This window comes from Herbaspirillum sp. 3R11, assembly GCF_004563925.1.
In the GTDB taxonomy this organism is placed as follows: domain Bacteria; phylum Pseudomonadota; class Gammaproteobacteria; order Burkholderiales; family Burkholderiaceae_D; genus Herbaspirillum.
Genome location: NZ_SPNJ01000006.1, coordinates 349,116 through 372,351, shown reverse-complemented (window position 1 = coordinate 372,351; position 23,236 = coordinate 349,116). Strand labels below are relative to the sequence as shown.

Sequence of the window (23,236 nt, the reverse complement as noted above, 5' to 3'; positions counted from 1 at the left end):
GAGTTGGCCTGGCAAGACGGAAATGCAAAAAGGGGCGGCTTCGCAGCCACCCCCTCCAATTTGTTGCGACCGAATTTTTACATCGGATTTTTACAACTGATTCTTTAAAACGGATTCTTTACTTCAGGCCGGCGATGTAGTCTGCCACAGCCTTGATTTCCTTGTCCGACAGGCGGTCCGCAATGGTCGTCATCTGCGGGCTGTTGCTGCGCGTGCCGCCGCGGAAGGCTGTCAATTCGGTCACCGTGTAATCCTGGTGCTGGCCGGCCAGACGCGGATACTGTGCAGGGATGCCGGCGCCGTTCGGGCTGTGGCAACCGGCGCAGGCCGGAACGTTCTTGGAGGCGATGCCGCCGCGCCAGATCTGCTTGCCGAGTTCAAGGGTGTCCTTGCTCTTGGCGGCGCCCGGCTTCGGGGCCTGGGCGTTGAGGTAGGCGGCGATGTTCTTCACGTCATCATCCGACAAGGCCTTGGCCAGCGGCGACATGATGGGGTTGCTGCGGCCGGCGGCGCGGAAATCGGTCAATTGCTTGACGATGTAGGCGGTATGCTGGCCCGCCAGGCGCGGATTGGCGGTAATGGTCGAATTGCCCGCGGCGCCATGACAGGAAACGCAGGCGGTGATGTTGCGCGCCGCGTCGCCGTTGGTATAGAGCGCTTCGCCTTTGGCCGGATCAACCTTGGCGACTGGCTCGGGTTTTTTTTCTTCGGCTGCAAATGCTGCGGAAGATACCGCCAGCATTGCAATGAATAAGGATTTCAACAACGGCGAAAAGGCACGATTCATTCAAACACCCTGAGACTTGATTGTGATAATAAATTGCCAGGTTGGCGACGCGATTCCTCTTTCCCTAACTTTTCAGGCACGCTTGAAAATGCACAGCCGAAAAGTGTTTCCCCCAGTACAACACAACAAGAGACAACCCCTTATTGTACAATAGCTTTTCGGCATTTTTGCCCACTTTCAATGCATTTTCCTCCTACTATGTCCCAACTTTGGCAAGCCCGCTTCTTCACCACGGTGAATCATCTCCGTGATTTGCCAAATACTCAGGTACCGGAGATCGCCTTTGCAGGCCGCTCCAATGCCGGCAAATCCACGGCCATCAACGTACTGTGCAATCAAAAAAAGTTGGCTTTTGCATCGAAAACGCCAGGACGCACACAGCATATCAACTATTTCTCGATCGGCGGCGCGCATATAGCGCAGCATCGCAAAGATGAGACAAAAGTGGAAGAAATCCGCGCCCTGCTGGTCGACTTGCCCGGTTACGGCTACGCCCAGGTGTCCGGGTCGGCCAAGCTGCACTGGCAGGAACTGCTGGGCGACTATGTGCGCCGCCGCGACCAGCTCGCTGCGCTGGTGATGATCGTCGACTCGCGCCGGCCTTTTACCGAACTCGATATCCAGATGGTGGAATGGTTTGCGCCCACCGGCAAGCCGCTGCATTGCATCCTCAGCAAAGCCGACAAACTCAACCGCAACGATGCTACCAATGCATTGCGCCAGGCGCACACGTTCCTGTCCAGCTACGTCGATGCAAACGGCCAGCCGTTTCCGTTCACGGCGCAATTGTTTTCCGCGCTCAAGCGCACCGGCCTCGAAGAGGCCAACGACAAGATTCTGGAATTGGCGGGATTGTCGAATGACGAAGATTCTGAAGATACCGACGGGGATGCAACGAATGGTCCCGACGACATCGGCAACGAAGAGAATTAATAGCGCAATTAACAGCGAAAGTACGAGCGCAAATAAAAATGCCCTGGAAGGGGGGAAACCTTTCCAGGGCAAACGCCTATCGTTTGCACGATGAGCCCCGCTCAGGGAGGGAAGGGGAAGCGGGAGGCAACATACATTGCCTATGCGTCAGAACCCCTCCCGGGAGAAAAGTTTCAGAGGACGAATCGATTTTTTAATTATCGTCTTTTGACTATTTTTTAATTGAAATTGTTTAAATTTGTCCGCAGTTAAAAGGCCGGCAACATCATGGCGCGAAGGCTGGCCGATAGCGCCAGCCGTCTGCCCGTAGCAGCCTTCCTTTGCGGTTTAGCGAGCACTCACTATGTCATCGACTTCCACCTCCGCCCAGTTCCCCGCCATCCGCATGCGCCGCATGCGCAAGGATGCTTTTTCGCGCGCCATGATGCAGGAAAATGTCATCACGCCCGCCGACCTGATCTATCCGGTCTTCATCCAGGAAGGCCAGAACCTGCGCACCCCGGTCGGCTCTCTGCCCGGCGTCGAGCGCCTGTCTATCGACCAGTTGCTGCACGTGGCCGAAGACACGGTCGCGCTCGGCATTCCGGTGCTGGCGCTGTTCCCGGTCATCGATGTCGCGCTGAAAACGCCCGACGGCATCGAAGCCATCAATCCCGACGGCCTGGTGCCGCGCGCGGTGGCGGCGCTCAAGCAGCGCTTCCCCGAACTCGGCATCCTCACCGACGTCGCGCTCGATCCGTACACCAGCCATGGCCAGGACGGCGTGATGGATGACAACGGCTACGTGCTCAACGATGAAACCACCGCGCTGCTGGTGCGCCAGGCCCTGGCGCAAGCGCAGGCCGGCGTCGACATCGTGGCGCCGTCGGACATGATGGATGGCCGTATCGGCGCGGTGCGCGACGCGCTGGAAGCGGAGAAATTCATCTACACCCGCATCATGGCCTACTCGGCCAAATACGCGTCGGCCTTCTATGGCCCGTTCCGCGATGCGGTCGGCTCGGCCGCCAATCTCGGCAAGGGTAGCAAGAGCACCTACCAGATGGATCCGGCCAACAGCGACGAAGCCTTGCGCGAAGTGGCGCTGGATCTGCAGGAAGGCGCCGACATGGTCATGGTCAAACCCGGCATGCCGTATCTGGACATCGTGCGTCGCGTGAAGGACGAATTCAAGGTGCCGACCTTCGCCTACCAGGTCAGCGGCGAATACGCGATGATCAAGGCGGCTGCGCAAAACGGCTGGCTCGATCACGACAAGGCCATGATGGAAGCGATGATGGCCTTCAAGCGCGCCGGCGCTGACGGCGTGCTGACGTATTTCGCCCGCGACATCGCGCGCTATCTGAAGAAATAAAGCGGTAAAAGCAATCCCGCCGGCGTCGCCTTCAGCGTGACGCCGCGCCTTCTCCTCTTTTCCTACCTCCCACTGCGGATTTTCCACACGCCGACGCGCTTAGTCGAAATCCGGATATGCAATCTCTGAATTGGTATTTTTACAAAGTCGCCGGACTCTTTATAGTCTGCGAAATACGGAGTCCGTTCGGGCTCCGATTCTTTTGGCGCGCGTATTTTTACTTTCCTGCGCGCCCATCGCTCAACAATAAAACGGGGTCGGGAAATGACATCGCATACTCTCTTCAAGAAGCTCGCTGCCGCTGCGGCGCTCATCATCACCACACTCGGTGCAGGCCTTGCCCATGCCGAAGACGTACCGCAGGAAGTCCGCTTCGCCTGGGCCGGCGGACCGCGCGTCTGGATCCTCGGCAAGATCGACAAGTCCTTCGACAAATCCTTCGGCGCACCGGTGAAATGGATTCCGTTCGCCACCGGCGCCGACGTGCTGTCGCTGTTCGCCGCCAAGGAAATCGACATCGCCCGCTTCGGCTCCAGCCCCGCTGTTGCCGGCATCGCGCGCAAGCTGCCGATTGAAATCATCAGCGTGCCCGAAGTCATCGCCACCAGCGAACGCCTGATCGGCCGCAAGAGCAAGAACATCAATTCGATCAAGGACATCGAAGGCAAGACCGTCGCCTATCCGCCCAACTCGACCGCGCAATATGCGCTGGAACTGGCCATCAAGGTCAACCGTCTCGACAAATCCAAGATCCGCCTGGTGCCGCTGAAGCCGGCCGACCAGGTCGCCGCATGGAAGCGCGGCGACATCGACGCAGCCTATGTCTGGGGCCCGTTCACGCAACAGTTCGAAGCTGACGGCGGTCACGAAATCTTCGTCACCAAGCAGCTGCAAAAAGACGGTTACCTGGTCTACAACAACTTCGTCGTTCGCAAGGAATTCGCCGACAAGTATCCGCAGCTGGTCGTGAAGTTCCTGCGCACCTACCAGGAAAAAGTCGACCAGTACAAGAAGGATCCGGACGGTTCCGCGCAACTGATCGCCAAGCATCTCGACATCCCGTTTGAAACCGCACGCAGCGTGCTGACCGGCCTGGAATATCCATCCAGCACCGAGCAGCTGACCCCGTCCTACCTCGGCAACGGCGCCACCACGCCGACCTCGGGCATCGCCAAGGCCGCCAAGGACACCGCCAACTTCCTCGTGGAAATCGGCGACCTGCGCAAGAGCGACGTGCCGGAATCGTTTGCACCGGCCATCAACACCAGCTACCTGAAACAGGCCGTCGCCAAGTAATGTCCACGCGCCACGTCACACCGCAAGCAAGCGGAGCCCGCCCATGACGGCGCAGGCAAGCCGCCATACCGGCCTTGATCTCGGTATGGGTCCGGCCAAACGCGCCGCCGTCAGCACCGCCGCCGTGGCGCTGGTGCTGGGCGTGTGGCAGTTGTCCGGCAGCCTGCACTGGATCGATCCGCTGCTGCTGCCGCCGCCGAGCGAAATCTTCCAGACCACGGTCGACATCCTGGCCGACGGCTATCGCCAGGTCTCGCTGTGGCAGCACATCCTCGTGAGCGTGCTGCGCGCGACGGTAGCGTTCGCCGCCGCCATCGCCGCAGGCATTCCGCTGGGGCTGGCGATGGGCTTGTCGCAACCGGTCAGCGCAGTGTTGGAACCGTTCGTGCAATTCCTGCGGCCGTTGCCGAAGATTGCGCTGATTCCGTTGACGGTGGTGTGGTTCGGCATTGACGAAGGCTCCAAGTTTTTCCTGATCTTCATCTCCTGCTTCCTCAGCGTGGTGGTCAGCGCCGCCGCTGCCGCCGTCGGCGTCAACAAGAACCGCCTGCGCGCGGCACAGACGCTGGGCGCCAATCGCTACCAGCTGTTTACGCGCGTGGTGTTGCCGAATGCCTTGCCGGAAATTTTCACCGGCGTGCGCCTGTCGATCGGCATCGGCTGGACTTCGCTGATCGCCGCCGAAATGGTGGCCGCCAACTCCGGCCTCGGCTGGATGGTGATCAACGCCGGCACCTATTTGCGCACCGACGTGGTGATGCTCGGCATCCTGTTGCTGGGCATCATCGGCTATCTGTTCGACCTCGCGCTGGTGCTGCTGCAGCGCGCCTTTGTACCTTGGGCGGGACGCGATTCATGATGAAGCTAAGTAAGCTATGAACCAGATTGCACAACTGCCCGCCCGCGTGCGGCTGGCCGGCATCAGCAAGAGTTTCACCTCCGGCAAACAGGCGGCCACGCCGGTGTTGTCGGATATTTCACTGGAGCTGGAACAGGGTGAACTGGTCTGCCTGCTGGGCCCGTCGGGCTGCGGCAAATCGACCATCCTCAACCTGATCGCCGGTTTCGAACAAGCCGACGAAGGCGCCATCCTGCTCGACGGCGTCGCGGTCAACAAACCCGGTCCGGAACGCGGCGTGGTGTTCCAGCAGCCGACGCTGTTCCCGTGGCTGTCCGTGCTCGACAACGTGACCTTCGGTCCGCGCATGGCCGGCGTCAGGAAGTCCGTCTATCTGCCTGAAGCCGAGCGCTATCTGCGCCTGGTCGGCTTGCAGGATTTCCAGCATCACATGCCGTGGCAATTGTCGGGCGGCATGCGCCAGCGCGCCGCGCTCGCACGCGCCTGGCTGCCCAATCCGGAAATCCTGCTGATGGACGAACCGTTCGGCGCGCTCGACGCACAGACGCGACTCATGATGCAAGAGCTGCTGACCAGCGTCTGGCAGACCACCGGCACCACCATCCTGTTCATCACGCACGACGTCGATGAAGCCCTGTTCCTGGCTGATCGCGTGCTGGTGATGTCGGCGCGCCCGGGCCGCATCTGTGCGGAATTCAAACTGCCCTTCCCGCGTCCGCGCGACGTCGAATTGCTGGTGGCCGACGCCGGCTACGGCGCGCTCAAGCAAAAGATCCTGCACATCGTGCGGGAGGAAGCGCGCAAGAGCATGGCCGGTATCGGCGCATGAGTACAGCTTTGCTTGGCGTGCTGGGCGGCATGGGGCCGCTGGCGGCGGTGGATTTTGCACACAAGCTGCTGGAGTTGAATCATGTCGAGACCGAGCAGCAGCACATCCCGACGCTGCTGTGGAACGTGTCGCAAATCCCGGATCGCCAGCTCGCGCTGTCACGTGGCGGACCGTCGCCCTTGCCGGCGATGTTGCAAGGCATCGCCGTGCTCAATGCAGCCGGCGCGACGCGCATCGCCATCCCCTGCAACACCGCGCATCATTGGTTCGATGAGCTGGCCGCAGCGAGCGCAGCGCCCTTGTTCCATATCGTCGACGCCACCCTTGCACAATTGGGCGAGACCAGCGAAGTCATCGGCTTGCTGGCCACGCGCGGCGCTTTGCAGTCACGTCTGTATCAGGATCGTTTCGATGCCTTGCAGCGGCCCTACGTCGCCAACACGGCAGATGAACTCGACGAGCTGTTCATGCCCGGCTGCTATGCCGTCAAGCACGGCAAGCTTGAAGAAGGCGGTCGCCTGCTCGAGGCCGCCGGCAAACGTCTGCTGGCGCGCGGCGCAACCCGTCTGGTGCTGGCCTGTACTGAAATCGCCACCAGCCTTGCGCGCATCAACTCTCCCCTGCTGGCGCTGTCGGTCGACACCAACGAAGCCTTGGCGCAAGTGTGCATCAACTATTGGCATACGCAGGACAGCGCAAACAATCTGAACGCCGCATAAAAAAAGCGCACCCCGACGTGAGTCGAGATGCGCTGAAATGCATCGGCTTGCGCCGACTTCTGCTCAGAAATGTTGCTACTTCAAATCTGTCCTTACTGTCTTTGCTATGTCTTTGCTGTCCTTGCGATCACTTCCACAGCGAGCACTTCGACTCGGCCTTGGTCATGTACGCCTGGTCGCCTGGAATCGTCTGCACCAGCTTGTAGTAATCCCATGGGCGCTTGGATTCGGACGGCTTTTTCACTTCCATCAGGTACATGTCATGCACCATGCGGCCATCCGGACGGACCACGCCGTTGGAGGTGAAGAAATCGTTGATCTTGTTCTTGCGCAGGTAATCCATGACCTTGTCGGCATCAGTGCTACCCACGGCCTTGACCGCCTTCAGATACTGGCCCACGGCTGATGCGTCACCGGCCTGGAACATGGTCGGCATCTTCTTCATCTTGCCGAAGTAGCGATTGCCCCATGCGCGCGACTGGTCGTTCATGTCCCAATACCAGCCGTCGGTCAGGTACATGCCTTGCGTGACTTGCAGGCCCAGCGAGTGCGTGTCGGTGATGAAGATCAGCAAACCGGCCAGCTTCATGGTCTTGTTCACGCCGAATTCATTGGCTGCCTTGATGGCATTGATGACGTCGCCGCCGGCAACCGCCAGACCCAGGATCTGCGCCTTGGAGGCTTGCGCCTGCAGCAGGAAGGACGAGAAGTCCGATGTTGCCAGCGGTGCACGGACCTGGCCAACGACGGTGCCGCCGCCTGCCTTCACGACATCGCTGGTGTCTTTTTCAAGCGAGGTGCCGAAGGCGTAATCTGCCGTCACGAAGTACCACGACTTGCCGCCCTGCTTGGTGATCGCAGCGCCGGTGCCGCGCGCCAATGCCGTGGTGTCGTAGGCGTACTGGACGGTGTAAGCATTGCATTCTTCATTGGTCTGGCGAGTGGTGCCGGCACCGACCGAGATGAAGACCTTTTTCTTTTCGCCGGCCACTTTGCCCATGGCCAGGCTGGCTGCCGAGTTCACGCCGCCGACCAGCATGTCGACGCCGTCGCGGTCAAACCATTCGCGCGCCTTGTTGGCGGCGATGTCGGCCTTGTTCTGGTGATCGGCGAACACGAATTCGACCTTCTTGCCGTTGATGGTGCCGCCTGCATCGGCGATCGCCATCTTGATCGCTTCGATACCGCCTTGGCCGTCCATGTCGGCATAGGTGCCGGACAAGTCGGTGATGAAGCCGATCTTGATGGTGTCGCCGGCTGCATTGGCGTTACCGCTGAATGCCGCAGATATTGCAACCGACATCGCGGCGGACAATGCCGCCATTTTCAGAAATTTTTTCAAACCCGTCTCCTCTGTTGTTATGGTCCTGCCGCGGCGCGCAACCTGGAATTGCGCGCCGCCTCCCTGTTCAAATCAAATTGTTATGCAGTACGCGGATCGTTCACCACAGCCTTGGTCGGCTCACCGTCAACCAGACGCAGCAGGCCGAGCGGATTGCTGTTTTGCAGTGCCGCCGGCAACAACTCGTCCGGATAGTTCTGGTAGCAGATCGGACGCAGGAAGCGATCGATCGCCAGCGTACCTACCGAGGTACCGCGGGAATCCGATGTCGCCGGATACGGGCCGCCGTGCACCATTGCATCGCTGACTTCGACGCCGGTCGGGAAACCGTTGACCAGCAGACGGCCGGCCTTTTGTTCCAGCAGCGCGATCAGGTCCTGGTGAGCGCGCAGGTCTTCCGGTTGCGCTTGCAGAGTCGCGGTCAATTGACCGTGCATGTTGCGGGCGAAGTCGATCAGTTGTTCGCGGCTTTCCAGCTCGACGATCACGGTCGCGGGGCCGAACACTTCTTCTTCCAGCGGTGCTTCCTTGGTGAACAGCACCGATGCTTCCGCCTTGAACAGGTGCGGCACGGCTTGAGTTTCGCTGCTGCCGCCGGCGGCAAGAACGACTACGCCGGGGACTTTGCTCAGGCGTTCCACACCGCCGCCGTAGGTCTTCAGACCGGCGCTGTTGAGCATGGTCGCGGGCGATTGTGCAAGTGTCGCTTCGCGCAGTTGTTCAATGAACTTGGTCAGTTCCGGCGAACGCACGCCGAGCACCAGGCCCGGGCTGGTGCACAACTGGCCGACGCCGACCACCACCGAGCCGATCAGGTCGCGGGCGATTGCTTCACCGCGTGTCGCCAATGCTTGCGGCAACACGATGATCGGGTTGATGCTCGACATTTCGGCGAACACCGGGATCGGTTGCGGACGCGCTGCCGCCATGTCGCACAGTGCACGACCGCCGCGCAGCGAACCGGTGAAACCGACCGCCTGGATGCCGGCGCTCTTGACCAGTTGCGCACCGACGCGATCGCCGTAAATCATGTTGAAGGTGCCGGCCGGCACGCCGCTGCGCTTGACTGCGCGCTCAATGGCGTCAGCCACCAGTTCCGACGTGATCAGATGGCCGCTGTGCGCCTTAAACACGACCGGGCAACCGGCTGCCAGTGCAGCGGCAGTGTCACCGCCGGCCACCGAGAACGCCAATGGGAAATTGCTGGCGCCGAACACGGCCACCGGACCGACGCCGATGCGGTATTGACGCAGATCGGGACGCGGTAGCGGCTGGCGTTGCGGCAAAGCGGTATCAATGCGGGCACCGTAGAAATCGCCGCGGCGCAGGACCTTGGCGAACAAACGCATCTGGTTGCTGGTGCGGCTGCGCTCGCCTTGCAGGCGACCTGCAGGCAAGGCGGTTTCACGCGAGACTTCCGCGATGAAGTCGTCGCCGAGGGCGTCGATTTCTTCTGCGATGGCGTCGAGGAATTTGGCACGCGCTTCCGCAGGCAAAGCGCGATAAGCCGGATAGGCCGCGCTGGCGGCGTCGACCGCAGCGCTGACTTCGGCTTCGGTCGCGGTCAGGAACGGTACGGCATGCGCTTCGCCGGTCGCCGCTGCGATGCTGAGCAACTTGACGTCGCCTTCGCCGCTGCGTCCGCCGCCGATATAGTTATGTCCGAGCAGTGTCATTTTTATAGTTCTCCAGATTTACATCGATTGGGTGAGCATACGAGCGTAGTCGTCTTCCGACGCCACGCGCGGATTTGTTTTGTGGCTGTGGTCAGCCAGCGCGCCCTTGATGATCTTCGGATACATGTCTTCGGTCACGCCGAGTTCGGCCAGGCCGGTCGGCAAGCCGAGGCGCTTGCTCATGTCCTTGATCGCAGGGCCGATGTCGGCTTCGCTTGCCAGTCCCATGGCGTGCGCGATGCGCGCCAGTTTCTTTTCCTTGATGACCGACTCCGAATCCTTGTTGAACTCGATGATGGCGGGCAGGAAGATGGCGTTCAGGGTGCCGTGGTGCAGGCGCGGATTGATGCCGCCCAGCGAGTGGCTCAGGCTGTGCACGCAGCCGAGGCCCTTCTGGAATGCCATGGCGCCTTGCATCGATGCGCTCATCATGTTCAGGCGCGCTTCGCGGTCGTGCGGTTCCTTGGTGGCGGTTTCGATGTGCGCCCAGGCGCGCCACAGACCATCCAGCGCAATGCCGTCGGCCGGTGGGTTGAAGGACGGCGCCATGAAGGTTTCCAGGCAGTGGGCGATGGCGTCCATGCCGGTGGCGGCGGTCATCATGGCCGGCAGATTCAGGGTCAGTTCGGGATCGCAGATCGCCAGGCGCGGCACCAGGTACGGCGACAACACGCCGACCTTGCGGCCGTCGTCGAGGATCAGGATGGCGCCGCGGCCGACTTCGCTGCCGGTGCCGGCAGTGGTCGGGATGGCGATCACGGGTGCGGTCTTGGCGGTGATGTTGGCGAGGCCGCCTTCGATCAGCGCAAACGATTTGAGCGTGCCTTCGTGCGTGCCGCAGACGGCCACGCCCTTGGCAAGATCGATCGAGGAACCGCCGCCGACGGCGATGATGCCATCACAGGCGCTGTCGCGGAACAGTTTGACCGCAGCGCGCACGGCGGTTTCATTTGGATTCGGCGGCGTCTGATCGAACACGGCAACTTGGGCGCCATCTTTCAGTTGGGCGACCACCTTGTCGAGGATGCCGGCATTGCGGATGCCCATGTCGGTGACGATCAGCGGCTTGCGGATGCCGATGCGGTCGCATTCCTGCTGCAGCAGCGCGAGCGCGCCGAAGTCGAACTGGACTTGGGTAATGTAGTTAATCAATGCCATCGTACATAGCCTTAAAGTTATAGATATACTTGCAGCGTGTTGCGGAGCCGGCGGCTTCCGAACCACGGCGCATCAGGCGGTTTCCCTGTGCGAATCAAGCTTTAGAGGCAAAACTGTATGCCAATCGGCAGGCTTTGCCTAATGAGAGCTGCTGATACAGCTATAACTTATATTCATACAAAAGTCATTCCCATGATGCAAGAAATCCCCTCGCTGAGCTCCATCACTTCCCGCCTGCATCTGAAGCAGCTGCGCCTGCTGATCGCGTTGGCCGACCATGGCTCGCTGCTCAAGGCGGCGGAACAGGTCGCGCTGACGCAGCCAGGCGCCAGCAAGGCCTTGCAGGAGATCGAAACTACCCTGGGCGCGCAACTGTTCGTGCGCACCAACCGCGGCCTGGAGGCGACCGACCTCGGCCATTGCGTGATCCGCTACGCGCGCCTGATCCAGACCGACCTGGCGCATTTGCGCGAAGACATGATCGGCATCCTGCAGGGCCACGGCGGCCGGCTGGCGCTGGGGGTGATCATGGGCGCAGTGCCGCTGCTGACCGATGCGCTGACGCGGCTGCTGGAAAAGCGCCCGGCGCTGTCAGTGGAAATCGTCGAAGACACCAGCGCGCGGCTGCTGCGCCTGCTTGACCAGGGCCGGCTGGACATGGCGATCTGCCGCACCAGCATCAGCCAGCAGCCGCATTTGTACGACAGCATCGAGATCCACAACGAGAAATTGGCGGTGGTGGCCAACATCAACCACCCGCTGGCGGGACGCGACACGCTGCAGCTGACCGACCTGGCCGATTCACGTTGGGTGGTGTACTCGGCCAACATGCCGATGCGACTGCTGCTGGAGCGCGAATTCCACGAAGCCAACCTGCGCTTCCCGCTGCACTTGCTGGAAACCACCTCGGCCTTCACCACCTTGTCGTTATTGCAAAGGAATCCATCCTTCGTGGCGCTGATGTCGGTCGACGTGGCGCAGTTCTGCACACGCTTCGGCATGACCACGATCCTGCCGCTGCCGCTGCATTCGCGCAGCGAGCCGTATCAATTGGTGACGCGCCACGGCAGCATGCGCTCGTCGGTGGCGCAACTGTTCATCGACGAGTTCACCGAGACGCCGAAGGAAGAGGCGTAAAAAAAGCGCTCCGTTGCGGGAGCGCTTTTGATGATGCTTATGCTTCAGCTCACTTGTTCGGCTGCGGCGTGATGCGCAGGTAAGGACGCGGCGAGGTGTAACCCTTCGGATACTTCTGCTTGATCACTTCTTCGTCCTTGACCGACAACGGGATGATGACGTCGTCGCCGTCTTTCCAGTTGCCCGGTGTGGCCACGGTGTAGCCGTCGGTCAGTTGCAGTGCATCCAGCACGCGCAGCACTTCGTCGAAGTTGCGGCCGGTGCTCATCGGGTAAGTGATGATCAGGCGCACCTTCTTCTTCGGATCGATGATGAACAGCGAACGCACGGTCGCGGTTTCGGACTGGTTCGGATGGATCATGTCGTACAGGCCGGCGACTTTCTTGTCGACGTCGGCGACGATAGGGAAACCGACCACGGTCTTCTGCGTGTCTTCGATGTCCTTGATCCATTTGGTATGCGCTTCGGCGCCGTCGACCGACAGGGCGATGGCCTTGACGTTGCGCTTGTCGAATTCAGGTTTCAGCTTGGCGGTCAGGCCGAGTTCAGTGGTGCAGACCGGCGTGAAGTCGGCCGGATGCGAGAACAGGACTACCCAGGAGTCGCCTGCCCATTCGTGGAACTTGATTTTGCCGATGGAGGAATCTTGCTCGAAATCCGGCGCGGTGTCGCCCAAACGTAGTGTCATGTCAGTCTCCTTGGTAACAAAATTCAGGACGTCTACTATAACGTCAGTGACGTCGCGGCCCAACAATTATTAACGAGTAACCAAATAACGCCGCGCTATGAAAACACCGCCGGCGGCGACCAATTTCAAGGCGCCAAAGCTTGCAGACTTTGCAAGAACTGGTCGGCATTCTGGTAGCCGATCACGCGCTTGTCGGCCAGTTCGCGGCCTTGGCCGTCGAACAGGATGATGCCGGGCGGTCCGAACAGCTGGAAGCGTTTGAGCATGGCCTTGTCGTCGGCATTGTTGGCGGTGACGTCAATCTGCAGCAGGACCATGCGGGCGAATTTTTCACGCACGCGCGGGTCGGTGAAGGTGAATTTTTCCATCTCCTTGCAGGACACGCACCAGTCGGCATAGAAGTCGAGCATTGCGGGCTTGCCGCCGGTCTGCGCCAGTGCGGCGTCAAGTTCGGCGACCGAACGCACACGCACGAAATCGGTATGCGCGGCCGGCTTACCGCCGCCCAGATGCGACAACGGCGCCAAGGGATCGCGGCCGCCGGTGGCGACGCTGACCAGTTGCAATAGGCCCAGCGCGGCGAACGCCAGGCCGCAGGCGCGCGCGGCCCAATGGCCCGGTTTGCTCCACAACAAGTACGCGCCGTAGGCGATGCCCAGCGCCGCCCAGCCAGCCACGAAGGCCCAGGCCGGAATCACCGGCGACACCATCCACAAGGCGGTAGCCAGCATCAGTACGCCGAAGAAGCGCTTGACCGATTCCATCCAGCCGCCGGCGCGCGGCAGCAAGGCGCCGGCGGAAGCGCCGATGACCAGCAGCGGCACGCCCATGCCGAGCGCCATCGCGAACAGGGCGCTGCCGCCCAGCACGACGTCGCGCGTCTGGCTGATGTAGAGCAGCGCACCGGCCAGCGGCGCCGCGACGCAGGGGCCGACGATCAGGGCGGAAATCGCGCCCATCACAAATACCCCCGCCAGCTTGCCGCCGCCCTGGCCGGAGGCCTCGGTCAGTTTCGATTGCCAGGCCGCCGGTATTTGCAACTGGTAGAAATTGAACATCGACAGCGACAGGCCGACCATCAGCAGCGCGAACGCCGACAACACCCAGGGATTCTGCAGCACCGCCGACAGCCCTTCGCCGATCAGGCCGGCGGCAATGCCGAGCGCGGTGTAGACCAGCGCCATGCCGAGCACGTAAACGGCCGACAGCAACAAGCCACGGCCGCGTTTGGCTTGCGCGCCCTCGCCGACGATGATGGACGACAGGATCGGCACCATCGGCAGCACGCAAGGCGTGAACGAGAGGCCGACGCCGAGCAGGAAGAACAGCGACAGGACAGTCAGCAGCTTGCCGCTCCTGAGCGCGGCGGTGATCCTGTCCATGTCCGAGCCGCTGGAAGCGATCACGTTGCCGGATGCATCCGCCGGTCCGACGACCTTGCCGACGGCGCTGGCCGACATGTCCACAACGGTATCCATCGGCGGATAGCACAAGCCCTTGTCGGCGCAGCCCTGTGCGGTCGAGACCAGTTTGAATGCGCCAGGGGATGTGGACACCTCAACCGGGATGCGGATGCTGACGCTGTTGCGATAGGTCTCGACTTCCTTCTGGAAATTCTCGTCGTACTTGACCTTGCCATGCGGAAAATCAGGCTGGCCCAGTGTGGCGCCGTCGGCCTTGAAGTGGAAACGGTCGCGGTACATGTAGTAGCCGTCGGCGATCGCGTAGGTGATCTGCAATGTGCCGGCATCGACCATCACGGCGGAAAAACGGAAGGCCGCTTCCGGCGCGAGATACTCTTCCGCCGACGCGCTTGCGGGCGTCAGCGAAATCGTCAACATGGCGGCGAGCCACAACTTCATCAAGAAGCCGCCACGTACGGCGACCAGCAAACGCTTAAACATTCAACTCTTTCCCGGTTTCTGCAACGATCCAATTCAGGTAGGCGAGCAAGCCGGCGGTAATCGGCAGTGCGATGATTTCCGGCACGTCGTAAGGATGCGCGGCGACGATCGCCGCTTCCAGTTCGGCATAGCGCGCCTGCGTGCTCTTGATCATCAAGCTTATCTCGCTGGCATGCTCGACGGCGCCCTGCCACCGATATATCGACTGTACCGCAGGCATGATATTCACGCAGGCCGCCAGGCGGCGTTCCACCAGCGTGTGCGCCAGCGATTTTGCCAGCTCGGCGTCGGGCACATTGGTCAGTACGATCAGCGTTTGTTCCATGGTGTCTCTCCGTTTGCTTCGGAACTCAGAAGCGTCGTCGCGTGAAGATCACTGCGGCATAGAATCCCGCGCAGCAATAAAACGCCAGCACCGCCAGATCCAGCAGCGGCGCCTGCGGCCAGCCGCCCAACACCAGCGGACGCACCAGGTTCACGGCGGCGCTCAGCGGCAGGAGTTGCGACACCGTCTGCAGCCATGACGGCAACTGCGCAACCGGATAATACACGCCCGACAGGAAAGTCATCGGCGTCAGGATCAGGGTGAAATAGTAGGTGAAGAAATCGTAGCCCTTGGCGAGCGCGTTCATGATCAACCCGAGCGCGCCGAAGGTCATCCCGGCCAGGAACAGCACCGGCAGCACCAGCACCACCTGCGGGTGCAGACCGATGCCGAGCGCGAACATCACGCACAGGATGGCGGCGCCGCTGAACAGCGACTTGGTAGCGGCCCACAGCAGCTCGGCGAGGACGATGTCGTCCAGCGCCAGCGGCGCATTCATCAACGCATCCCAGGTGCGCTGCACGCTCATGCGCGAATAGGCAGAATACAACGCTTCGAACGACGAGGCCATCATCACCGACATGCAGATCGAGCCCGAGGCGAGATAGTGGATGTAGGGAATCCCGTCGATCTCCTTGAGGATGCTGCCGAGGCCGTAGCCGAAGGCGATCAGCGTGATCAGCGGCTCGGCGATGTTGCCGATGATGCTGGCCGCCATGAGCTTTTTCCAGACCAGGAAATTGCGGCGCCAGATCGGGTAGAAGCGCAGCGAAAACACCGGCGGTGCGTAGATTGTCGTCATGTGTGATGTCCAGGCGCCTAATCGCGCATTTCGCGGCCGGTAAGTTTGAGGAAGAGATCTTCAAGGTTGGCCGGGCGATGCATGTAGCGCACGCCCTGCACGTGCTGCAAGGTGGCCAGCAGCGCCTGCGCATCGTTGGTGTAGCAGAACACCGTCTCGCCGCTGTATTCGACGCGCGAAGCATGGCTGCGACCGTGCTGCTCGGCCCATGATTTGGCGTTCTCGCCGTAGATCTCGAGCACTTCGGCTTCGATGTGCTGGGCAATCAGATCCGGCGGCGATCCTTCGGCGATCATCTTGCCGTGATCGATCACCGCCAGGCGGTCGCACAGCCGTTCCGCCTCATCCATGAAGTGGGTGGTCAGCAGGATGGTCTTGCCGCGTGCCAGCAGGTTCTTGAGGCGCTCCCAGATCATGTGGCGCGCTTGCGGATCGAGGCCGGTGGTCGGCTCGTCCATGAAGATCAGATCGGGATCGTTGACCAATGCACGCGCCAGCGTCAGGCGCCGCTTCATGCCGCCGGACAGCTCGGCGATGCGGGCATCCTTCTTTGCCGTCAGGTTGGCGAACTCGAGCAATTCGGGAATGCGCTGCGCCATGGTCGCGTCGGCGATGCCGAAGTAACGCGCGAACACCAGCAGGTTTTCCTGCACGGTGAAGTCGGGATCGAGGTTGTCGGCCTGCGGCACCACGCCGACACGCATGCGTGCGGCGCGCGCCTGGTCCGGGATGACCTTGCCGCCGAGCCGGATCTCGCCGCTGTCGGGCGTGGCCAACCCGAGGCACAGGCGCAGCGTGGTGGTCTTGCCGGCGCCGTTGGGGCCAAGCAGGCCGTAGCATTCGCCGGGACGCAGCGCGAAGCTAAGGTCGTTGATGATGGCGACGCGTTGCGCGCCGGCGCCGAACGCCTTGTGCAGCTTGCGGACCGATAGTATCGCTTGCTCCGTCATATCATCCCTGGCGCCGCGCGAGCGCTCCGTTGTTGTTGGTTGGTTGGCATGCTGATTTGTTGCACCGGGAAACCGGCAGCAAGCGGTTCGACCGTGTTTGCGTGTGCTTGTTGCAATCGGACCGGTTGAGTTGGGCAAATCAAACTGCGCGGTATCGCAATGTCCCCGAAATGCAAAAAGCCAGGCATAGCCTGGCTTTTTTCTTCCATCGTGCTTGACGCGATGTCAGCATGCAGCAGCGTGATTACTCGACGCTTGGCGCTTCTTCCGAGACGTCCGGACGATCAACCAGTTCAACGAAAGCCATAGGAGCATTGTCGCCGACGCGGAAACCCATTTTCAGGATGCGCACGTAACCGCCGTTACGTGCTGCGTAACGTGGGCCCAGTTCGGAGAACAGCTTGCCGACGATTTCACGGTCGCGCAGGCGGGAGAATGCCAGGCGCTTGTTGGCCAGTGTATCGGTCTTGCCCAGAGTCAGGATAGGCTCGACGACGCGGCGCAGTTCCTTGGCTTTTGGCAGAGTTGTCTTGATGGCTTCGTGGCGCAGCAGGGATACTGTCATGTTGCGCAGCATTGCCAGGCGGTGCGAGGAAGTACGATTCAGTTTACGGAGACCGTGACGGTGACGCATGATATTTCCTTTCAGATTACAGTTTTAATCCAGCTCTTCTATCGGCAGTGTCTGGCTGCCGCGGACCGGTATCGATTGGGTTATTGCCTGTCGCCAGGACTTGGTGCTTCTACTTCGGTGTTGCTTGATTCTTTGCTGCCTTGCTTTGCATGGTGAGCGATTTTTCAAGCGCTCACCATCATTGCAAAATTACTTTTCCAGGCCGGCTGGCGGCCAGTTTTCCAGCTTCATGCCCAGGGTCAGACCGCGGGATGCCAGAACTTCCTTGATTTCGTTCAGGGACTTGCGGCCCAGATTCGGCGTCTTCAGCAGTTCATTCTCGCTACGTTGGATCAGATCGCCAATGTAGTAGATGTTTTCGGCCTTCAGGCAGTTTGCCGAACGGACAGTCAGTTCCAGATCGTCGACCGGACGCAGCAGGATAGGATCGACTTGCGGTGCGCGCGATGGAGCTTCGGCAGTCGCTTCGGTGCCTTCCAGGGCGGCGAACACGTTCAGTTGATCAACCAGGACGCGGGCCGATTGACGGATCGCTTCTTCCGGCGTGATCACGCCGTTGGTTTCGATGTTGATGACCAGCTTGTCCAGATCGGTGCGTTGTTCCACGCGAGCCGATTCGACAGCGTAGGAAACACGGCGCACTGGGGAGAACGATGCGTCCAGGATGATGCGACCGATGGTCTTGTTGGCATCTTCGGACAAACGGCGAACGTTACCCGGCACATAGCCACGGCCCTTTTCGACCTTGATCTGCATGTCCAGCTTGCCGCCTGCTGTCAGGTTGGCGATCACGTGATCCGGATTGATCAGCTCGACATCGTGCGGCAGATCGATATCCGATGCCAGAACAACGCCTTCGCCTTCTTTCTTCAGGGTCAGTGTGACTTCGTCGCGGTTATGCAACTTGAACACGACGCCCTTCAGGTTCAACAGGATGTCAACGACGTCTTCCTGCACGCCGTCGAGGGAGGAATACTCATGTACGACGCCGGCGATGGTGACTTCGGTCGGGGCGTAACCGATCATCGACGACAACAGAACGCGGCGCAGCGCGTTGCCCAGGGTGTGGCCATAGCCACGCTCGAACGGCTCCATCACGACCTTCGCGTGACCGGCGCCCAGTGCTTCAACTTCGATGATACGTGGCTTCAACAAACTATTTTGCATGAAATGTCCTCTTCAATACCCTCGGTTCGTTACACCGATAAGGCTGATGGCATGTCGGAAAAATGCCCACCAAGAAGGTGGGCACAGGGAAAACTCAGGGTACGGATTAACGCGAATACAGTTCGACGATCAGCGATTCGTTGACGTCGTTGGCGATCTCGTTACGGTCCGGGGAAGTCTTGTAAGTGCCTTCCAGCTTCTTGGCATCGACGGAAACCCACGATGGGAAACCGGATTGCTCAGCCAGCGACAGGGCTTCGGCGATACGCACTTGCTTCTTGGCCTTTTCGCGGATGGCGACGACGTCGCCGGCCTTGACCTGGTACGAAGCGATGTTCACGACGATACCGTTGACGGTCAGCGCCTTGTGCGAAACCAGTTGACGCGCTTCAGCACGGGTCGAACCGAAACCCATACGATAAACGACGTTGTCCAGACGGGCTTCCAGCAGCTTCAGCAGCGTTTCGCCGGTGTTGCCCTTGCGGCGGTCGGCTTCTGCGAAGTAACGGCGGAATTGGCGCTCGAGCACGCCGTAGATACGCTTGACCTTTTGCTTTTCGCGCAATTGGTTGCCGTAGTCCGAAGTGCGAGCACCGGAAGTACGACCGTGTTGACCTGGCTTGGAATCCAGTTTGCACTTGGAATCCAGCGAGCGGCGTGCGCTCTTCAGGAACAGGTCGGTGCCTTCACGGCGGGAAAGTTTTGCTTTAGGTCCGATATAACGTGCCACGGTATTTCCTTTAATTGAATGACGTCCCAAGGCCGTCGCCGGCCTGAACGCTAGTTTGATCTGCCTGCTATCAAACAGTGGGCTTAAGAACAAAACCCGCCAAGGTCATTGGCGGGTGATTTCCAACGCTTTCGCATGTTCTGCGAAAGCGCAAGATTATACTACAGATTAGATACGACGACGCTTTGGTGGGCGGCAGCCGTTGTGCGGGACCGGAGTCACGTCCTGGATCTGGGTGATCTTGATGCCCAGATTGTTCAGTGCGCGCACAGCCGATTCACGGCCTGGGCCTGGGCCCTTGATACGCACTTCCAGATTCTTGATGCCGCATTCGATTGCAACCTTGCCGGCCGCTTCAGCAGCGACCTGGGCAGCAAACGGAGTCGATTTACGCGAACCCTTGAAACCGGCACCACCCGAAGTCGCCCAAGACAAAGCATTACCTTGGCGATCGGTGATCGTGATGATGGTATTGTTGAACGAAGCGTGAACGTGAGCGATACCTTCTGCTACGTTCTTCTTAACTTTCTTGCGCACGCGTGCTGCTGCGGCGTTATTTGGGCTCTTTGCCATAATTATTTCCTTGAATCCGGTAATCGACTAGCGGGTGCCGGGATTATTTCTTCAACGATTGTGCGGCTTTACGTGGACCCTTACGAGTACGCGCATTGGTGCGGGTACGTTGGCCACGGCAAGGCAAGCCCTTACGGTGACGCATACCACGGTAGCAGCCCAGGTCCATCAAACGCTTGATGTTCATCGACAGTTCGCGACGCAGGTCACCCTCGACGACGAATTTTGCAATTTCGTCACGGAGCTTTTCCAGTTCGTTATCGTCCAGATCCTTGACCTTTTTATTGGTCGGGACACCGGTGGCGACGCAAATATCTTGCGCGCGTGGACGGCCAATACCGTAGATGGCTGTCAAGCCGATTACAGTGTGCTGATGGTTGGGGATGTTGACCCCTGCAATACGTGCCATGCGTTATTCCTCGATCAATAACGTTAAATTAACCTTGGCGCTGTTTATGACGCGGTTCTGTGCAGATAACACGAACTACGCCTTTGCGCTTGATGATTTTGCAGTTGCGGCAGATCCGCTTGACTGATGCGAGCACTTTCATTGTGGCCCTCTTTCTTTCGATACTAGGTTCGTTTCACACTACTTGGTACGGAACACGATACGTGCCCGGCTCAAATCATAAGGAGTCAGTTCCACCGTGACCTTATCCCCTGGGAGGATGCGAATATAGTTCATCCGCATTTTCCCGGAAATATGGCCGAGTACAACATGTCCGTTTTCCAACTTAACTCTGAATGTCGCATTAGGCAGATTCTCCAGAATCTCGCCTTGCATCTGAATAACGTCGTCTTTTGCCATTCGATCGTCTGTTCCTTTGGGCGCTACCCTTCACCTATCGTGAAGTCATACCGCCCTTGAAATTTGCCTTGCGAAGCAACGATTCATACTGCTGAGACATTACATAATTCTGGACCTGCGCCATGAAATCCATGGTGACGACCACAATAATCAGAAGAGAGGTTCCACCGAAGTAGAAAGGCACCTTCCAACGTGCGATCAAAAATTCAGGTAACAAGCAAACCAATGTGATGTACACCGCACCGGCCAACGTCAAGCGCATCAAGATCTTGTCGATGTAACGGGCAGTCTGATCACCAGGACGAATACCGGGAACAAACGCACCGCTCTTTTTCAGGTTATCTGCAGTTTCTTTGCTGTTGAAAACCAACGCAGTGTAGAAAAAACAGAAGAAAACAATTGCAATCGCATACAGCAGCGCATGAATCGGTTCGCCCGGCGCCATCGATGCAGCCAAATCCTTCAGAAAACGAATGAAAGGATTCGATGTATCGCCGGATGTGAACCAGCTCGTAATCGTTGCCGGGAACAAGATGATCGACGAAGCGAAGATGGGAGGAATCACACCAGCCATATTCAGCTTCAGCGGCAAATGACTGCTTTGCCCGCCGTAGATCTTGTTGCCGACCTGACGTTTCGCATAGTTCACCAGGATCTTGCGTTGGCCGCGTTCAATGAACACCACCAGGAACGTCACCAGCGCCACAATCACGCAAATCAGAATCGCCGACAATGCGCTCATCGAACCTGTACGAACCAGTTCAAACAAGCCACCCAATGCGTTCGGCAAACCAGCTGCGATACCGGCGAAGATAATGATCGAAATGCCATTACCCAAACCGCGCTCTGTAATCTGCTCGCCCAGCCACATCAGGAACATCGTACCGGTCACCAGCGTCACGACCGTCGTCAGGCGGAACGCCAGACCCGGATCCAACACAAGACCAGCTTGCGATTCCAGTGCAACGGCAATACCCAGCGCCTGAAACGTTGCCAGCACCAGGGTGCCGTAGCGGGTGTACTGGGTAATCTTGCGACGCCCGGCTTCACCTTCTTTTTTCAACGCTTCGAGCTGCGGCGATACCACCGACAGCAACTGCATGATGATCGACGCCGAAATGTACGGCATGATCCCAAGAGCGAAAATTGTGAAACGCGACAGGGCACCGCCGGAGAACATGTTGAACATGCCCAAGATGCCGCCCTGGTTTTGTTTGAACAATTGCGCCAACTGCGTCGGGTCAATTCCTGGAACAGGAATGTGAGCACCGATGCGATATACAACTAATGCCGCCAGCAAAAACCACAAACGGTTCCAAGGGAATCCTTTTGCAGCGCCTTTAGCAAGTTGAGGTGTAGTCGCCAATTAATGCTCCGCGTCAAACGTCAGATTAAGCTACCGAACCGCCGGCAGCTTCGATAGCTGCTTTTGCGCCCTTGGTAGCAATCAAACCCTTGACTGTTACTTTCTTGGTCAGCTCACCCGACAGGATGATGCGGACAACCTTGGCCAGTTCGCCGATGACGCCGGCTTGCTTCAATGCCAGGATATCGATCTCGGTAACCGGCAGGTTTTCCAGGTCGGACAAACGGACTTCAGCCTTGTACGGCGCTGCCAGCGACTTGAAACCGCGCTTTGGCAGACGACGTTGCAGAGGCATCTGACCGCCTTCGAAACCGACTTTATGGAAGCCGCCCGAACGCGATTTTTGACCCTTGTGACCACGACCGGCTGTCTTGCCCAGGCCAGAACCGATACCACGGCCGACGCGACGCTTGTAGTGCTTGGCGCCATCAGCTGGTTGGATTGTGTTTAATTCCATGATTTGCTCCGTTCGCAAGCCCAGGGCTTACGAAACCACTTTCACAAGATAGGACACTTTGTTGATCATGCCGCGAACCGATGGAGTGTCTTGCAATTCGGAGACCGAATTAACGCGACGCAGTCCCAGACCGCGCACTGTTGCACGGTGGTCTTGGCGAGTACCGATCAGACCTTTGACCAGTTGTACTTTGATTGTGTTTGCCATCTGTTTCACCTTAGCCCAGGATGTCTTCAACAGACTTGCCGCGCTTGGCTGCAATCTCTGCTGGAGTGTTCATTTTGGCCAACCCGTCGAGTGTTGCACGGACCATGTTGTAAGGATTGGTGGAACCATTCGACTTTGCAACAACGTTGGTCACGCCCATCACTTCGAAAATTGCGCGCATCGGGCCGCCGGCGATCACACCGGTACCGTCTTTGGCTGGCGACATCAGAACCGACGACGCGCCATGCTTGCCGGTCACTGTGTGCTGCAGAGTACCGTTTTTCAAGGTGACCTTGATCATCTTGCGACGGGCTTCTTCCATTGCCTTCTGCACTGCAACTGGCACTTCTTTCGACTTGCCCTTGCCCATGCCGATACGGCCATCGCCGTCACCAACAACTGCCAGCGCTGCGAAACCCATGATACGACCACCCTTCACCACTTTGGTGACACGGTTGACCGCGATCATTTTTTCGCGCATGCCGTCATCCGGCTTGTCGCTTTGCATTTTCGATTGCATTTTTGCCATGATGAT

Annotated in this window: 27 protein-coding genes; 7 read left to right on the top strand and 20 right to left on the bottom strand. The window is 59.3% G+C overall.

Annotation, left to right across the window (positions count from 1 at the left end; translation table 11 throughout):
* Window positions 1-118: 118 nt before the first annotated feature.
* Window positions 119-787, bottom strand: coding sequence for a c-type cytochrome (locus tag E4P32_RS23840; RefSeq protein ID WP_116436349.1), 669 nt, complete (start codon window positions 785-787; stop codon window positions 119-121).
* 198 nt (window positions 788-985) lie between these two features.
* Between E4P32_RS23840 and yihA the strand changes: the two genes are divergently transcribed.
* The 6 genes from yihA (at window position 986) to E4P32_RS23810 (ending at window position 6,777) form a co-directional block, all read left to right on the top strand.
* Entirely contained in the window at window positions 986-1,720 is a 735-nt protein-coding gene (gene yihA, locus E4P32_RS23835; protein WP_116436348.1) for a ribosome biogenesis GTP-binding protein YihA/YsxC, read from the top strand.
* 343 nt (window positions 1,721-2,063) lie between these two features.
* Window positions 2,064-3,074 (top strand): porphobilinogen synthase, encoded by a 1,011-nt coding sequence (hemB, locus tag E4P32_RS23830; RefSeq protein WP_116436347.1) that lies wholly within the window; start codon window positions 2,064-2,066, stop codon window positions 3,072-3,074.
* A gap of 264 nt (window positions 3,075-3,338) precedes the next feature.
* Window positions 3,339-4,370 carry an ABC transporter substrate-binding protein gene (locus E4P32_RS23825; RefSeq protein WP_116436346.1) on the top strand — a complete coding sequence of 344 codons (1,032 nt, stop codon included), beginning with the start codon at window positions 3,339-3,341 and terminating at the stop codon, window positions 4,368-4,370.
* A gap of 43 nt (window positions 4,371-4,413) precedes the next feature.
* Window positions 4,414-5,229: an ABC transporter permease gene (locus E4P32_RS23820; RefSeq protein ID WP_199525690.1), complete on the top strand. Its 816-nt coding sequence runs from the start codon at window positions 4,414-4,416 to the stop codon at window positions 5,227-5,229.
* Between the two features lie 16 nt (window positions 5,230-5,245).
* Complete coding sequence (locus E4P32_RS23815; protein WP_116436345.1) at window positions 5,246-6,058, top strand: ABC transporter ATP-binding protein; 813 nt, start codon at window positions 5,246-5,248, stop codon at window positions 6,056-6,058.
* Complete coding sequence (locus E4P32_RS23810) at window positions 6,055-6,777, top strand: amino acid racemase (RefSeq protein ID WP_116436344.1); 723 nt, start codon at window positions 6,055-6,057, stop codon at window positions 6,775-6,777. Before E4P32_RS23815 ends, E4P32_RS23810 begins: the two co-directional genes overlap by 4 nt.
* A 127-nt stretch (window positions 6,778-6,904) precedes the next feature.
* Here the strand turns inward: E4P32_RS23810 and E4P32_RS23805 are convergent, their stop codons facing one another.
* The 3 genes from E4P32_RS23805 to E4P32_RS23795 all read right to left on the bottom strand — a co-directional run bounded on the left by E4P32_RS23805 (window position 6,905) and on the right by E4P32_RS23795 (window position 10,953).
* The gene (locus E4P32_RS23805; protein ID WP_116436343.1) at window positions 6,905-8,119 is read right to left on the bottom strand and encodes an ABC transporter substrate-binding protein; all 1,215 of its coding nucleotides are present in this window, start codon (window positions 8,117-8,119) and stop codon (window positions 6,905-6,907) included.
* 80 nt (window positions 8,120-8,199) lie between these two features.
* Window positions 8,200-9,795 (bottom strand): aldehyde dehydrogenase (NADP(+)), encoded by a 1,596-nt coding sequence (locus E4P32_RS23800; protein ID WP_116436342.1) that lies wholly within the window; start codon window positions 9,793-9,795, stop codon window positions 8,200-8,202.
* Between the two features lie 18 nt (window positions 9,796-9,813).
* Window positions 9,814-10,953, bottom strand: coding sequence for an iron-containing alcohol dehydrogenase (locus E4P32_RS23795; protein ID WP_116436341.1), 1,140 nt, complete (start codon window positions 10,951-10,953; stop codon window positions 9,814-9,816).
* A gap of 192 nt (window positions 10,954-11,145) precedes the next feature.
* Here E4P32_RS23795 and E4P32_RS23790 point away from each other — a divergent pair, with 192 nt between their 5' ends.
* Window positions 11,146-12,090, top strand: coding sequence for a LysR family transcriptional regulator (locus E4P32_RS23790; protein ID WP_116436340.1), 945 nt, complete (start codon window positions 11,146-11,148; stop codon window positions 12,088-12,090).
* A gap of 49 nt (window positions 12,091-12,139) precedes the next feature.
* Here the strand turns inward: E4P32_RS23790 and E4P32_RS23785 are convergent, their stop codons facing one another.
* The 16 genes from E4P32_RS23785 to rpsE form a co-directional block, all read right to left on the bottom strand.
* On the bottom strand, window positions 12,140-12,778 hold the full coding sequence (locus E4P32_RS23785) for a peroxiredoxin (protein WP_116436339.1): 639 nt from the start codon (window positions 12,776-12,778) through the stop codon (window positions 12,140-12,142).
* A gap of 125 nt (window positions 12,779-12,903) precedes the next feature.
* Window positions 12,904-14,682 carry a protein-disulfide reductase DsbD gene (gene dsbD / locus E4P32_RS23780; protein WP_116436338.1) on the bottom strand — a complete coding sequence of 593 codons (1,779 nt, stop codon included), beginning with the start codon at window positions 14,680-14,682 and terminating at the stop codon, window positions 12,904-12,906.
* Window positions 14,675-15,007: a divalent-cation tolerance protein CutA gene (gene cutA, locus E4P32_RS23775; RefSeq protein WP_116436337.1), complete on the bottom strand. Its 333-nt coding sequence runs from the start codon at window positions 15,005-15,007 to the stop codon at window positions 14,675-14,677. The genes dsbD and cutA overlap by 8 nt, the downstream gene beginning before the upstream one ends.
* Window positions 15,008-15,032: 25 nt before the next feature.
* On the bottom strand, window positions 15,033-15,809 hold the full coding sequence (locus E4P32_RS23770; protein WP_116436336.1) for an ABC transporter permease: 777 nt from the start codon (window positions 15,807-15,809) through the stop codon (window positions 15,033-15,035).
* Window positions 15,810-15,826: 17 nt separating this feature from the next.
* Window positions 15,827-16,759, bottom strand: coding sequence for an ATP-binding cassette domain-containing protein (locus tag E4P32_RS23765; RefSeq protein WP_116436335.1), 933 nt, complete (start codon window positions 16,757-16,759; stop codon window positions 15,827-15,829).
* 244 nt (window positions 16,760-17,003) lie between these two features.
* A complete protein-coding gene (rplQ, locus tag E4P32_RS23760; protein ID WP_116436334.1) occupies window positions 17,004-17,393 on the bottom strand; it encodes a 50S ribosomal protein L17 in 390 nt (129 codons plus the stop codon).
* Window positions 17,394-17,582: 189 nt separating this feature from the next.
* Window positions 17,583-18,560, bottom strand: a complete 978-nt coding sequence (gene rpoA / locus E4P32_RS23755; protein WP_007875351.1) for a DNA-directed RNA polymerase subunit alpha — start codon at window positions 18,558-18,560, stop codon at window positions 17,583-17,585.
* Between the two features lie 106 nt (window positions 18,561-18,666).
* On the bottom strand, window positions 18,667-19,290 hold the full coding sequence (gene rpsD, locus E4P32_RS23750; RefSeq protein ID WP_116436333.1) for a 30S ribosomal protein S4: 624 nt from the start codon (window positions 19,288-19,290) through the stop codon (window positions 18,667-18,669).
* Between the two features lie 168 nt (window positions 19,291-19,458).
* Window positions 19,459-19,863, bottom strand: coding sequence for a 30S ribosomal protein S11 (gene rpsK / locus E4P32_RS23745; protein WP_016836020.1), 405 nt, complete (start codon window positions 19,861-19,863; stop codon window positions 19,459-19,461).
* Window positions 19,864-19,906: 43 nt separating this feature from the next.
* Entirely contained in the window at window positions 19,907-20,272 is a 366-nt protein-coding gene (gene rpsM / locus E4P32_RS23740) for a 30S ribosomal protein S13 (RefSeq protein ID WP_016836021.1), read from the bottom strand.
* A 28-nt stretch (window positions 20,273-20,300) separates the two neighbouring features.
* Window positions 20,301-20,414 (bottom strand): 50S ribosomal protein L36, encoded by a 114-nt coding sequence (gene rpmJ, locus E4P32_RS23735; RefSeq protein ID WP_014004415.1) that lies wholly within the window; start codon window positions 20,412-20,414, stop codon window positions 20,301-20,303.
* A 38-nt stretch (window positions 20,415-20,452) separates the two neighbouring features.
* Window positions 20,453-20,671, bottom strand: a complete 219-nt coding sequence (infA, locus tag E4P32_RS23730; RefSeq protein ID WP_005663428.1) for a translation initiation factor IF-1 — start codon at window positions 20,669-20,671, stop codon at window positions 20,453-20,455.
* 34 nt (window positions 20,672-20,705) lie between these two features.
* Entirely contained in the window at window positions 20,706-22,037 is a 1,332-nt protein-coding gene (gene secY, locus E4P32_RS23725; protein WP_029363882.1) for a preprotein translocase subunit SecY, read from the bottom strand.
* Window positions 22,038-22,062: 25 nt separating this feature from the next.
* Window positions 22,063-22,494, bottom strand: a complete 432-nt coding sequence (gene rplO, locus E4P32_RS23720; RefSeq protein WP_116436332.1) for a 50S ribosomal protein L15 — start codon at window positions 22,492-22,494, stop codon at window positions 22,063-22,065.
* A 27-nt stretch (window positions 22,495-22,521) separates the two neighbouring features.
* Window positions 22,522-22,701, bottom strand: a complete 180-nt coding sequence (rpmD, locus tag E4P32_RS23715; protein ID WP_007875342.1) for a 50S ribosomal protein L30 — start codon at window positions 22,699-22,701, stop codon at window positions 22,522-22,524.
* A 10-nt stretch (window positions 22,702-22,711) separates the two neighbouring features.
* On the bottom strand, window positions 22,712-23,230 hold the full coding sequence (rpsE, locus tag E4P32_RS23710; protein WP_016836024.1) for a 30S ribosomal protein S5: 519 nt from the start codon (window positions 23,228-23,230) through the stop codon (window positions 22,712-22,714).
* Window positions 23,231-23,236: the final 6 nt, after the last annotated feature.